The 12,478-nt window shown below is 58.4% G+C and carries 15 protein-coding genes and 1 other RNA gene; 11 read left to right on the top strand and 5 right to left on the bottom strand.

Going from position 1 to position 12,478, the window contains the following annotated elements; all coding sequences use genetic code 11:
• Positions 1-6: 6 nt before the first annotated feature.
• The 10 genes from PFY00_RS18770 (at position 7) to PFY00_RS18725 (ending at position 8,062) form a co-directional block, all read left to right on the top strand.
• The gene (locus tag PFY00_RS18770) at positions 7-987 is read left to right on the top strand and encodes an alpha/beta hydrolase (protein WP_271434138.1); all 981 of its coding nucleotides are present in this window, start codon (positions 7-9) and stop codon (positions 985-987) included.
• 40 nt (positions 988-1,027) lie between these two features.
• Positions 1,028-1,636: a hypothetical protein gene (locus tag PFY00_RS18765; protein WP_271434171.1), complete on the top strand. Its 609-nt coding sequence runs from the start codon at positions 1,028-1,030 to the stop codon at positions 1,634-1,636.
• 132 nt (positions 1,637-1,768) lie between these two features.
• On the top strand, positions 1,769-2,686 hold the full coding sequence (locus PFY00_RS18760) for a nuclear transport factor 2 family protein (protein ID WP_271434137.1): 918 nt from the start codon (positions 1,769-1,771) through the stop codon (positions 2,684-2,686).
• A gap of 95 nt (positions 2,687-2,781) precedes the next feature.
• Positions 2,782-3,342, top strand: coding sequence for a hypothetical protein (locus PFY00_RS18755; protein WP_271434136.1), 561 nt, complete (start codon positions 2,782-2,784; stop codon positions 3,340-3,342).
• A 259-nt stretch (positions 3,343-3,601) separates the two neighbouring features.
• The gene (locus tag PFY00_RS18750) at positions 3,602-4,717 is read left to right on the top strand and encodes a LysM peptidoglycan-binding domain-containing protein (protein WP_271434135.1); all 1,116 of its coding nucleotides are present in this window, start codon (positions 3,602-3,604) and stop codon (positions 4,715-4,717) included.
• A 46-nt stretch (positions 4,718-4,763) separates the two neighbouring features.
• The gene (locus tag PFY00_RS18745) at positions 4,764-5,783 is read left to right on the top strand and encodes a transporter substrate-binding domain-containing protein (RefSeq protein ID WP_271434134.1); all 1,020 of its coding nucleotides are present in this window, start codon (positions 4,764-4,766) and stop codon (positions 5,781-5,783) included.
• Between the two features lie 146 nt (positions 5,784-5,929).
• Entirely contained in the window at positions 5,930-6,640 is a 711-nt protein-coding gene (locus tag PFY00_RS18740) for an alpha/beta fold hydrolase (RefSeq protein WP_271434170.1), read from the top strand.
• 69 nt (positions 6,641-6,709) lie between these two features.
• Positions 6,710-7,111: RNase P RNA component class A (rnpB, locus tag PFY00_RS18735), an RNA gene on the top strand.
• 102 nt (positions 7,112-7,213) lie between these two features.
• Positions 7,214-7,381, top strand: coding sequence for a 50S ribosomal protein L33 (gene rpmG / locus PFY00_RS18730; protein ID WP_271434133.1), 168 nt, complete (start codon positions 7,214-7,216; stop codon positions 7,379-7,381).
• 174 nt (positions 7,382-7,555) lie between these two features.
• A complete protein-coding gene (locus PFY00_RS18725; RefSeq protein WP_271434132.1) occupies positions 7,556-8,062 on the top strand; it encodes a GNAT family N-acetyltransferase in 507 nt (168 codons plus the stop codon).
• Between the two features lie 25 nt (positions 8,063-8,087).
• On the opposite strand, the gene PFY00_RS18720 is transcribed toward PFY00_RS18725, so the two are convergent.
• The 3 genes from PFY00_RS18720 to PFY00_RS18710 form a co-directional block, all read right to left on the bottom strand.
• Positions 8,088-8,549, bottom strand: a complete 462-nt coding sequence (locus PFY00_RS18720) for a cupin domain-containing protein (RefSeq protein ID WP_271434131.1) — start codon at positions 8,547-8,549, stop codon at positions 8,088-8,090.
• A 71-nt stretch (positions 8,550-8,620) separates the two neighbouring features.
• Positions 8,621-9,406, bottom strand: coding sequence for a Bax inhibitor-1/YccA family protein (locus PFY00_RS18715; protein ID WP_271434130.1), 786 nt, complete (start codon positions 9,404-9,406; stop codon positions 8,621-8,623).
• A gap of 115 nt (positions 9,407-9,521) precedes the next feature.
• Positions 9,522-9,728 (bottom strand): DUF1127 domain-containing protein, encoded by a 207-nt coding sequence (locus PFY00_RS18710; RefSeq protein ID WP_271434129.1) that lies wholly within the window; start codon positions 9,726-9,728, stop codon positions 9,522-9,524.
• 125 nt (positions 9,729-9,853) lie between these two features.
• Here PFY00_RS18710 and PFY00_RS18705 point away from each other — a divergent pair, with 125 nt between their 5' ends.
• The gene (locus PFY00_RS18705) at positions 9,854-10,735 is read left to right on the top strand and encodes a LysR family transcriptional regulator (protein ID WP_271434128.1); all 882 of its coding nucleotides are present in this window, start codon (positions 9,854-9,856) and stop codon (positions 10,733-10,735) included.
• Here the strand turns inward: PFY00_RS18705 and PFY00_RS18700 are convergent.
• Together PFY00_RS18700 and PFY00_RS18695 are read right to left on the bottom strand one after the other, a co-directional pair.
• Positions 10,706-11,104 carry a hypothetical protein gene (locus tag PFY00_RS18700; RefSeq protein ID WP_271434127.1) on the bottom strand — a complete coding sequence of 133 codons (399 nt, stop codon included), beginning with the start codon at positions 11,102-11,104 and terminating at the stop codon, positions 10,706-10,708. The two genes, PFY00_RS18705 and PFY00_RS18700, sit on opposite strands and share 30 nt — an antisense overlap.
• A gap of 38 nt (positions 11,105-11,142) precedes the next feature.
• Positions 11,143-12,177 (bottom strand): alkane 1-monooxygenase, encoded by a 1,035-nt coding sequence (locus PFY00_RS18695; RefSeq protein WP_271434126.1) that lies wholly within the window; start codon positions 12,175-12,177, stop codon positions 11,143-11,145.
• Positions 12,178-12,478 lie beyond the last annotated feature (301 nt).

Below are 12,478 nucleotides of genomic sequence, written 5' to 3'. Positions count from 1 at the left end.
GGTGGTATGAACGTGGTTTTGGCTTGGCTCGGTTGGGCAATTCTTTTTCTCGGGCTGGCAATGGCCGGGTTGTGGCTTTTGGGGCCGCGTGAACCTGTCGTTACCGATATCCGGTTTGATGCCTCTGCGTTGTCGCAAGGGGTGGATGCCTATCTTGCTCAGCAGGAGGCACGCTTTGACGACATAACGCCGGGCGTAGAAAAGCAGGTGGTGTGGGCCAATGGCCCGGAACAGAAAACGCCGCTGTCCATTGTCTACCTGCATGGCTTTTCGGCCACGGCGCAGGAAGTGCGACCCTTGCCGGATCTGGTGGCCCAGGCGCTTGGCGCGAACTTGGTCTTTACGCGGCTGGCCGGACATGGCCGCAGTTCAGAAGCTATGGCAGAGCCTGAGGTCGAGCACTGGATGCACGACGTGGCCGAGGCCTTGGCCATAGCGCATAGGATTGGTGATCGGGTTGTCGTTCTAGGCACCTCAACCGGTGCCACACTGGCCGCGCTGGCGGCACATGAAGATATGGGGGTGCAGATGTCAGGCGTTGTACTGATCGCCCCCAATTTCAGGGTGAACAATCCTGCTGCCGCTCTTTTGACCTGGCCAGCGGCGCGTTGGTGGTTGCCTGTGCTGGCTGGCAAAGACAGGGTTTTTGAGCCGCGGAACAAGGGCCAGGAACAGTATTGGACCACGCGCTACCCCAGCATTGCGACCCTGCCCATGGGCGCGGCAGTCAAGGCGGCCCGCGCACTGCCCCACGAACAGGTTCAGACGCCGGCATTGTTCATTTTCGATGACAAGGATAAGGTTGTTGACCATGTGGCCACGCGTGAGGTTGCTACCCGATGGGGCGCGGCATCACAGATGCATGTGGTTCATGCAGGGCCGGAAGATGACTCCTATGCGCATGTGATTGCAGGGGATATCATGTCGCCAACTCTGACCGCACCGACGGCAGAACGCATCGTCGAATGGGTCCGCAATTTGCCGTGATGAACGAGCGATAGGAACTGGCATGAAACGCCCGCGTTCAATGTGGAGCTTGGAAACCTTGGGCCGTGTGCGCCTGTCCAAGCATTTCTGGATGCGCGAGTTTCTGTATTCCGAGATTGGCAATTTTCATCAAATCCAGAACATTCCGGACGACCCGGATTTGACGATTCAAAGAGGGCGTGCCTTTTGCAGCACCTTGCTAGACCCGCTAGAGGAAACTTTTGGGCGTGTGTTTGTGCGTTCAGGCTACCGATCACTCGAGCTGAACAGCTTTGGCAATCGGAACAAGCTGAACTGTGCACGCAACGACTATCCGCTGGAATGCCATATCTGGGATCTGGCTGATGTTCCGGTTGCCGGCGCCTCTGTGGTCATTCCGTGGTTTGCAGAGCGCTACGAACAGGGCCGCGACTGGCGTGATCTGGCGTGGTGGCTCTACGATCATCTGCCGTTTTCCGAGGTCTGGTTCTTTCCAAAACTCTGCGCCTTCAACATTGCATGGCGGCCAGAGCCGAAAAGGCGCATCGACAGCTACATAGCGCCTAAAGGCACGTTGTTGCGCGCCGGAGAAGAACCCGTTGAGACGCAAGCCGTTCGTCAAAGCCGCTACGCAGATTTCCCCGCGTTTCGGGGGCTATGGCACCCATGACCCGACGCAAGGTCGGAATTTGTTAACCACTTTTGCGCAAAACCAGTGAACGGGCGGTTGACCCGCATGGGTAGCGGGGTGCGCGTAGTGAAAGGCTTTGAACCACGATTTCGGGACTTCCCGTCGTATTTGATGACCGTCACGCAGGATGTGTTGGAAAATCGGGGGCTGGGGGAGCCGTTGAAACGCTATGTTCATCCGCAGGCCGTTTTGCGTGCGGGGGATGGCATCCGATATGGCGCTGATGGGTTCAGTGACATGGCTCTGGCCTTTTTGGCGGCCTGTCCCAATGCACAAATGCTGACCGAAGACATCATTTGGTCTGGTGCGCCACAGGTTGGTCTTTTGGGGTCGCAACGCATGTTGGTGATGGCGACACATCATGGCGCTGGGCAATGGGGCGAGCCGACGGGCAAATCGCTTCGTTTTCGGGTGTTTTGCGACAGCTACGCCAAAGACAACCGGATCAGCGAAGTATGGCAGGTGCGGGACACGGCTGCGATCCTGCATCAAATCGGCCAAACGCCACAAGAATGGGCCAGGCGCCAGCTTGCTGCCGGTCAGCTGTCCGAAGAGCATCTTGGGACGGAACCCAATGTACAGGGCTACTACACTGGCGCCGGCAACGCAGACCAATGGGGCGCAGCCTTTGCCGATTTTTTGCAAAGTGTGATGCTGGGCGCGTTTTCCCGATTTCCGGAACAATATGACCGCGCGTGCCAGCTGGATTATCCCGGAATGAAGCCTGCTTTTGGCACCGTGGCGGCGGAAGCGTTCTGGATGGGGCTGCGTGGCTCCTTTCCTTCGGCGCAATTCGTTTTGCACCACAAGATCGGAATGGAGGAAGCCTTGCTGCCGCCGCGTGCGGCGCTGCGCTGGTCCTTGACCGGCAAGCACGACGGCTGGGGGCTGTTTGGCACGCCCACAGGGGCGAACATCCACATCATGGGCATCAGCCATGCCGAATTCGGTCCGCACGGCCTGAGACGTGAATGGACCCTGATCGACGAGCTGTCGGTCTGGCAGCAAATCGCGCGCCAGTCTGGCTGATCGCGCGGCTTTGATCTGCCTGTCAGCGGCAAAGGCTTGCAGTTGTGAAGAAGCCGAGGCAGCCTTGATCCATTGGTACGATAAGGATTTGAGACATGCTGCGGGTAGCGCTGTTGGCTTTTCTGAGTGGATTGTTTGCGACAACTCTTTCGGCACAGACGTGGCAAGCGATCACTGAAGATGATGGTGCTTTTGCCTATTCCTATGCCGGGGTCCCCAATTTCATGGGGCTCTATTGCCTTGGCCCGTCACCAAAGGGCGGCGCTGACGCGACCGGTTCGGCCTATGCCCAGACCCAGCCCAATGGTGATGGTCAATTTATTCTGGAACTGGGATTGCCTGTTGAAAGCCAGTTGGACGTTGTCGGGATCTCGCTGCGCGTCGGAGGGGATGACTATGATCTGCCTTTGGCTCGGTTCCATGAAACCTCGGGTATGGTACTGCATCCGGTGAACGTGGACGATCCGATGATTGAGGCGCTTCAGGCGTCCAACACGGTGCGGATCCGAAGTGAAGACCGTCTGCTTCTGAGCCTTCCATTGCGCGCCTCCCGGCGTAGCATCGATGCCATGATTGCGTTCTGCAAGACGCTCAATCCACCGCCCGAAGCCCCTGAAACGGTGTCTGAGCCTGGCGTGCCGGAAGACCAACCCTAGATATGGCGCGTAAATAAATCCGGCGTCTGAATGCATTGATCCTGGAGACGATCCGCCAACCGGTGCGGCACCGATTCTATCTGTTTGAGCCGCCAAGCGGCGCGAATAGCCCATCCCTAGTTCCTCCAATACATCGCGAATGCTGTGCAAAGCCCCTAAAATATTGGCAGATATCCGCCTAACCCCAATAAGTGGTATCGTCATTGACCTGAGGCACAAAATCAGTACAGCTTTGAAGGGTAGTAGGGGGACATCGAGTATGACTATACGTGCAAGCGCGGCGGCGGCCGCGATGCTTGCGGCCAGTACATTTGCAGCCGAAGCACAGCAAACCTGCGGCGGAAACTACACAGTACAGCGCGGAGACTCACTGTCTCTTATTGCGGACAAGCTGTACAAAGACGCCGGGCAGTGGACCACAATTTACCGATCAAACATCGACAAGATTCCGAGCCCGAACCAGATCCGGGTTGGGCAGAGCTACCGCCTTCCGTGTATCAACGGATTGCCAGTCGGGCTCGAAGGAGGAACGGTTTTGCAGGCGAATGCCGCCGTTCCCAAGGCGGTAACCGCGACCGTGAAACCGCAAGACCGCCGTGCTCCGGCGCGGGTGGCTGCGGCAGGAAATGCTGGTGGCACCATCCGTCTTCTGGCTGGGGACGATTTCAAACCTTTCACCAACCGTTTGTTGCTGTCGTCGGGTTTGATCACCGAGCTAGTCAACCGTTCGATGGTCGCCGCCTCCGGTCTGCCTGAGCACAAGTTTGTATGGGTGAATGACCGCTCGGCACACCTTGATCCGATGTTGTCCGAGGGCATGGTCGATCTCGCCTTCCCATGGAAGAAACCGGACTGCACCGCGGCACCAAACAGCCGTGCCTGCACGGACTATCTCTATTCCGAACCCCTGTTCGAAATGCTGGTGGTCCTGTTCACCTCTAAAGATCGCCCAATCGCATACAACGAGATCTCTGATCTGGCAGGCGTGCGGGTCTGCAGCCCTCTGGGGCACGGGACACTGGCCCAGCGTGGATCCGGTGCGGATTACCTGTCGCAGGTGGGCGCGCGTCTTCAGCAGCCGGTCACAGGCCGCGAATGCTTTGAGCGCCTCGAAAATGGTAGTGTCGACGCTGTGGCTCTGAACGAATTTACAGGGCGTATGTTGCTGCGGGACATGGGACTGGCCGACAAGGTAACGCTTGAGCTGCGCCGCCCATTGTCGATCGAAGGGCTGCACGTTGTTGCGCACAAGTCGAACCCGAGAGCGCAGGAAATTCTATCGTCCTTTGACAGCGGCCTGTCCGCAATTCGCGACAGTGGCGAATACGTCAGCGTATTGGACAAGCATCTCTCCAGCATCTGGTCGGGCTTGTAAGTTCATGCGCAGCCCGTTGGCTTTTTTGAAAATCGCGCTGGCGGTCATGACCGCCAGCTGTCTTGTTTCACCCTCGGCAGTTCTGGCCCAAAGTGGCAATGACGGCTGCGCGCCGACGCCCTATGCGGTTGCCGAAGGTGAAAGCGTCTTTACCATCGCTGAAAAGCATTATGGCGATCCCGAGCAGTGGACACTGATCTATTACGCTAACGAAGACAAACTGAAGGCCTCGGTCTTTCAGGTCTCGGCGGGTGATGTGTTGATGATTCCGTGCGCTCCTGGCAGCGCGCAGGCCAATGCGACGCCTCTATTGCGCGATGAGGCGGAAATCAACTTGCTCACCGGGTCTGGCTTTAGCCCGTTCACCGATCAGGATTGGCCCGGCAGCGGAATGGTGACGGAACTGGTGCATGCGGTCATGGAAAGCACGCCGGATCCACTGACATATTCCCTGACGTGGAATGACACTTGGGCGGATCATTTGGCGGATCTGGATGCCAAACGGTTCGATATGGGCTTTCCTTGGTACCAACCCAATTGTGCGCAAACGCCGAATGAAGAACGCTGCAAAAACTTCCATTTCTCGGACCCACTGGTCGAGGTGCTGATCTTGCTTTTCGTGAACGAAGGCTCGCAATTCACCTTCGAAAGCGACGCAGATATTGTGGGCAAGCGGCTCTGTCGCCCGGCTGGATACTTCACACATGATCTGGAACGTCCGGACCGGCAATGGTTGTCACGCGGATTGGTGTCTTTGATCCAGCCGGATACACCGCAGGATTGCTTTGCGGCCCTGCAGGCCGGAGACGTGGACGCGGTGACGGTGAATGTCTTTTTGGGTGCCACAACCATCGAAGGGATGGGATTACGGGGCAAGGTGGTGCCATTGGACCGCCCGCTGTCTTCCGAGTCGCTTCATGTGATCATTTCGAAAAAGCACTGGCGCGGCACTACACATCTTTATCGGTTCAACGCCGGCTTGGCCGTTTTGAAAGACTCCGACCGCTATGCGCAGATTGTGTCCAAGCACCTCGGGATCTTCTGGGACAAGATCAAGATAAACTGAGCAACGGGGCAGCGATCCGGCTGTCCCTACAGCTATAGAGCGAAAAAATTCGCATTCCACCGCCGTTGCTCCGGTAGGCTCTTGCAATCAGGCCTGTTTTCCAGTCTGACCAAGGAACACAAAGTATTTGAACAGGTTGGGGTATGATGCGCGAAACCGTGGTTTTCCTGCCGGGGTTCCTGAGCGATGCACGGGCGTTTGGGCCCCAGATCGCGGATCTGTCGCGAGATCATGCCGTGATGTGCGCTGCACCTGTAAACGGTGAGCGGATCGAGGAAATTGCTTCGGGATTGTTGGATGTTTTGCCCAAGCGATGCGCTTTGGTCGGACATGGTATGGGCGGCGTTGTCGCGCTGGAATTGATCCGAAGGGCCCCTGACCGGGTCGCCCGGATGGCGATCATGAGCGCGCATCCTCTGGCCGAGACACCGCAACAAGCGGCCGAACGCGACCCGCGCCTGATCCGCACCAAGGCGGGACGCTTTGCCGAAGTGCTGGACGAAGAGTTTCGCCCTGATCACTTGGCCACAAGTCACCACCGGAACGAGGTTCTGGAGTTGCTGCGGGATATGGCTTTTGGTCTGGGTCCCGAGATTTACGCACGCCAGTCCCGGGCACTCCAACGGCGCCGGGATCAACAAGGTGTTCTGCGCCGGATTGCGGTTCCTGTTCTGGTGATGTGCGGAGAAGAAGACCCTGTCGTGCCGGTCAAACGCCACAGTTTCATGGCCGAGCTGATTCCGGGCGCGCGCCTCGAGGTGTTGCAAGGTGCAGGACACTACCCGGCACTTGAACAGCCCGAGGCAGTGGCGCTTGCGTTGCGCAGCTGGCTGCACGAACCACTGGTTTTGCGCTGACGCCGCCTGTCTGCAATCCGGTCCAGCGCCCGTTGACCCGGGGCCGCGTGGGCTCTATCAGCGCTTTGCGTGGAGGGCTGGACGGCCGCTTGGGTGGGTTCGCCCACCCGAGAGGAAAGTCCGGACTCGCTGAAGCATTGGTGCCGGGTAACGCCCGGGCAGGGCAACCTGACGGAAAGCGCCACAGAAATGAAACCGCCCCACTTTGGTGGGGTAAGGGTGAAACGGTGGGGTAAGAGCCCACCGGGGCACTGGAAACAGCGCCCGCATGGCAAGCCCCACCAGGAGCAATGCCTAATAGGGACCGCGCGCCGGGCTGATCCTTCGGGATATCGCGGCAGGGGCGCTTCACCCCGAGCGGTCCGGGTTGGCAGCTTGAGCCTGCGGGCAATCGCAGGCCCAGAGGAATGGTCGTCTAACCTTGGGGTAACCCAAGGGGGACAGAATCCGGCTTATAGGCCCTCCACGCGTGATTTATCCCTCAGGCCCCGTTGACTCGGGGTCTGTGATGCGTAAAAGGCAGGTTCAAAGGATTTCACGGGCGCTTCGGGCACCCGCTGCAGGAGACACCCCATGGCGAAGCCAGCAACAATCAAGATCCGCCTGAACTCGACCGCGGGCACCGGCCACTTCTACGTGACCAAGAAAAACGGTAAGACCATGACCGAGAAGATGACCGTGCGCAAGTACGACCCGGTTGTGCGCAAGCATGTCGAATACAAGGAAGGCAAGATCAAGTAATCGATCTTCCCACACCGAATTGATCAAAGCCGTGCAGGACGCTCTGCACGGCTTTTTCTTTGTCTTCTGGTTTGGGACCAGCTTTGCCCTAGCTTGCAGTGGAGCGGTCTGAACAAGGGGTGCCGGGCGGATGCAACAGCGAAACGGTTCAGTTTGTAGCAAGACGAGATTCGCATGAACGACGACGTATCGCACATCCGGCAGGCCCAGATGTCTGACATCACGTCGCTCGACCGGTTGTTTCAACGCAGCTATGCCCAGTTGCTGGCGATGGACTATCCGCCCTCAGTTCTGGTCACAGCCATCCCGATCATTGGCCGCGCGCAACCGGATTTGATCCGGTCGGGATTGTTCTTTGTGGCTGAGCGGGGGGACGCGATCATCGGGGCCGGTGGATGGTCCATGCAAGCCCCTGGTGGGCGTCCTGGTGTGCGTGGGATCGGCCATATTCGCCATGTAGCGACGGACCCGGATCACGTGCGTCAGGGCGTGGCACAATTGCTAATGGCCGCGATCCTGATGGGGGCCAAGGCCTGCGGAATGGTTCAGATGCAGTGTCAGAGCACGCTGAGCGCGGTCGGCTTCTATGAGGCGATGGGTTTTGTTGCCTGTGGTGATATCGACGTACCTCTGCCCGGTGGCTTGGCCTTTCCCGCAGTCCATATGGAACGCATGCTCTAGCGGCGATCCGGGCACGACCGCGGTACTAGTCGTCGTAGAGCGGCTCTGCCGGGCCGCCATCAAAGCGGGTCCATCGGCGTTCGTTGGAACTGCGGGTGACGTGCAGCACCCGGTCCTTGCCGGGATAGGTCACACGGTCGTGCGGCGCGCGCGTGCCGATCACAAGGTAACGCAGCGGCGCATCGCTGCGGTTCTCCAGACAGTGACCCGCTTCGACGCCAGCCCGAAAGGTCGCGGCCATGCCGGGGCTGAGCACATGGGTTGCTTTGCCTTCGGTCAGCGTGGCCTCACCTTCAAGAATATAAACCATCTCGTCCTCTTCGCGGTGCCAGTGCGCGATAGATGAGGCCGAGCCCGGCGGCAGGATTTCCTCGAAGGCGCCAAACTGGGTCAGTCCACCGCTGTCAGAAAAGAGCAAGGCCTCGAAGGGGCCGCAGGCACCAGAGCCTGTATCGCGTGTCACGGTCTTTGGGTCAAAGACGGGCATGGCAGTCTCCGGGCATAAAAAAGGGCCGGTTCATTAGACCGGCCCTTGGGTATTCATGCAAGCTCTGCGTGTTATTCGCGGTTGCCCATAAGTTGCAGCAGGAACATGAACATGTTGATGAAGTCCAGGTAGAGGTTCAAAGCACCCATGATGGCCGCTTTGGCCAGCCATTCCTGATCACCGTGTACCGCGTGCTGCAGGTACGTGTTCTTGATGTTCTGCGTGTCGTAGGCTGTGAGGCCTGCAAAGATCAGCACACCGAGGATCGATACGGCAAAGGCAATCGCTGGCGAGCCGAGGAAGATGTTGATGATTGACGCGACCACAATACCGATCACACCCATGATCAGGAACGAACCCCAACCCGAGATGTCTTTCTTTGTGGTGTAGCCCCAGATCGACAGGCCTGCAAAGGCAATCGCGGTGACAAGGAACACTTGAATGATCGAGTAGCCGGTGAACACCAGGAAGATCGAGCTGATCGAAAGACCCATCAGAGCGGCAAAGCCGTAGAACAGGACCTGTACGCCAGCAGCGGACATGCGGTTCATCGCAGCGCCGAAGCCGAAGAAGATGAAAGCGAGCGGAGCAAACATGACCACCCACTTCAGAGGCGAGTTGTAAAGCGCCTCACCCAAGCCGGTCAGGAACTGTCCTTCGCGCAGCATGGTCGACGCACCCGACGGATCGGACGTGACTGCGAGACCGGAAATGGCCCAAGCCGCAGCAAAGGTGATCAGCATGCCTACGGACATTGTGCCGTAGACTTTGTTCATGTGGGCGCGAAGCCCTTCGTCAATCTGGGCAGCGCGTGCGCCGGAGACGCCAGCAGCCCGGATCGTATCATATTCAGCCATTTAAGCCTCCGTAGGAAAAACTCGCCCCGCGCGCGCGGGGGTATGGCATGAATATTGGTCATCATGCCCCCAGTTTCAAGGAGAACCGGGGGCAAATCACTGAAAATGGTAGGTTTCAGATGCGCCAATTGCTCGGAGCGTCCCAAAACGGGCGCGCGGCTTCGCTGGCGGCTTCACGCGGGTTGATTCCCACGTCCCGCAGCGCGGTTTCATCCAACTGCGCCAAGGCGCGGCGCTGACGGGCAACGGCGGCCCACTGGGATACGATACGGCCAATGGATGGGCGGGCGGAGAGGGCGAGGCGGGTTTCAACACGGATCATGATGAGTTCCTTTCCAATTCGTGATGATTTGGCGGTTTTGCATTTCGATGCTTGATGTATTAGCCTGATCGTGGTTCATTTTGGAAACGAATGTTTTTGAAGGCAATCATCACGGAGATTGATGGATGAGAAACTTGGACATTACGACGCTGCGATCTTTCGTTGCGGTTGCCCAATCCGGAGGGGTCACCCGTGCGGCAGGTTTTCTCAACCTGACCCAGTCCGCCGTTTCAATGCAGATCAAAAGGCTCGAGGAAATGCTCGATATGGCCTTGTTGGAACGATCAGGTCGCGGCGTGGCACTGACACCGGCCGGTGCACAGCTTTTGACCTACGCGCAAAAGATGGTGGACCTGAACGATGAAATCTACGCCCGCCTGACCGATCAACGCTGGGAAGGCGAGTTGGTGCTCGGAGTGCCGCACGACATTGTTTACCCGGTGATTCCGCAGGTGTTGCAGCGCATGGGCCGCACCCATCCCCGTGTCAAAGTGCAACTGGTCAGTTCGTACACCAAGGTGCTCAAGGAGCAGTTTTCGCGCGGTGAGGTTGATGTGATCCTGACCACTGAGCCCGAAATGAGCGAAGGCGGCGAAACCTTGGTCGAAGTGCCGCTGCGCTGGATTGGCGCCCCGGACGGTCAGGCCCACAAAGGCCGCCCGGTCCGCCTGGCCTATTGCAGGTTCTGCGGGTTCCGGCCGCGTGCGTTGTCGGAACTGGACGATGCAGGAATCGAATGGGAAATGGCGGTGGATTCGGACAATGACCGAACCATCGAAGCGACGGTCAGTGCGGATCTGGCGATCACCTCTTGTCTTGAGGGACATGCAGCGCCGCAGTTGGCCTATATCGATCAGAATGCGGGATTGCCCGATCTCGGTAGCCAGAAAATCAATATGTACATTGGCAAGGGCGGGCCGGGCATCATTCAGGATCTTGCCGAAGCGCTGCGCACCGGGTTTGCAGGTGTGAGCCTGTCAGACACCAACGTCCGGGCCATAGCATAGCATGGGGTCATCGTTCTGCTGGGCTTCGTACAGGACTGTGCTGGACGGGTCATTTTCAAAAACGGCGCGCAGCCCAGAACCTTCGCGGAAGAATGACCAGCATTGCGGCTCGGGGTTGTCCTCGTAGACAAAACAGATCTGTTGATCGGCTTCGTACCAGTAGCCTTCCTTGCATTTGCCATCCAAAAAGGACCAGCGCACTTCGCGGTTTGGCAGGTATTCCTCAACGCCGTAAGCTTGGCCTTCCAGCCCGAAATAGAGCGTTTTTCCAGTGACATAGCGTTCGAAGTCAGCGCCGTTCATAGGCTCGGCTGCAAGGACGGGCAGGGCGGTCGCGGTCAAAAGCGCAAAGGCGAATAGCTGTTTCATGCCAACAGATATGGGCCTTTGCGGCCCGCAAGGGAAGGTCAGGTAATCCCCGCCGTATCCATTGCGCAGGGAGCCGCCCATTTGACTGCGCGTTTGTCCATCACCCTGCGCCACACCGGCGGCACCAGCGCAAGAACAGCCATGACCGGCAGCGAATGCGGCAGCATCGGCATGGCCGAGCGATCGAGTTCGAGGCCGGGGTAGGCTTTGGCGGGTTTGGCATGGTGGTCGGAATGCCGTGGCGCATTGAGCATCAAGGCTGAGGAAAAGCCCTGAGGCGCATTCCAGCTGTGTTGCGGACCAACTGGTTCCGTCTTGCCTTCAGACGTCACGGCCCGCCGCAGCCCATAGTGTTGCACGTAGTCTGACAGCAGCAGTTGCAACTGCGCGTAGATGGCCAAACCCAGCAAAACGAAAACGCCCGCCACATCTGCGATGGCAAAGGCAATGGCCAAGGACGCGGCAGACCCGGCAGCATAGATGACATAGGGATGCGTGCCAGTGTTCCCGCGCAGCTTCGATTCGGCCAGAAGGCCTGCGCGAAACGATCCGATCCATGCCCGCACAGCGTAGCGGTAGAACGGCTCGCCCAGTTTGGCAGAGTTCGGATCGGCATCGGTTGCCGCGTGGATATGATGCACGCGCACATGGGCCGACGCGTGATGGCCAAACAGGACCGAGCTGTAGACCGCGACACCAAGGCGGCGCATGAAGCGTGGTGCGCGGTGTATCAATTCATGCGCGTTGGAGTTGCTGACCTGTCCCAGAAACAGGGAAAGCGCAAAGAATAGCAGCACCTTATCAAGAAGCGCCAAGGCCGGTGATGAACAAAGCGCCCAAACCCCACCGTATAAAAGCGGAAAATGGATTATCCCCAAGGATATACTGAGGTTATCCCCAGCCGGAAACTCTTGGCCCGGGGTGTCTGGCGCCGCGATCGCCGTGATCTTGTCCATGAAGAAGGTGAAGACCGTCATATAGGCGAGCGCCAAACCGGCAAACGGGCCACCCAGCACAATCGCCAGCGCCAAGAGCGCGACCATTGCCCAAGTTATCACTGTGAAACGCAGCATATTGGCCCCTGATTTGCGCCTGTTCTTTTGACCTTAAATACCTCTATCGGAACTTTCCGTCACCCATCGGGCAAAAGCACGGGTATTTCTGGGCGCAAGGCTGCAAATTTGCGTCGCTTTTCACCTGCGCGCCGGGTCAGACAGTCGCTATTGTTCGTCCAAAGTAGGAGGAAGCCATGGCACTCGACGAACGCAAGGGCGTGTGGAAATCCGCACCGGGGAAGGGTCGCAGGACGCCGAAGGGTCGTCAGTATGATGATGCTGCGCTTTCTGAGGTTCGTGGTTTGCTTGGCTCTTCGCC

This window comes from Thalassococcus lentus, assembly GCF_028023555.1.
GTDB classification, from domain to species: Bacteria; Pseudomonadota; Alphaproteobacteria; order Rhodobacterales; family Rhodobacteraceae; genus Thalassococcus_A; species Thalassococcus_A lentus.
This window is presented reverse-complemented; position numbering and strand designations above follow the sequence as displayed.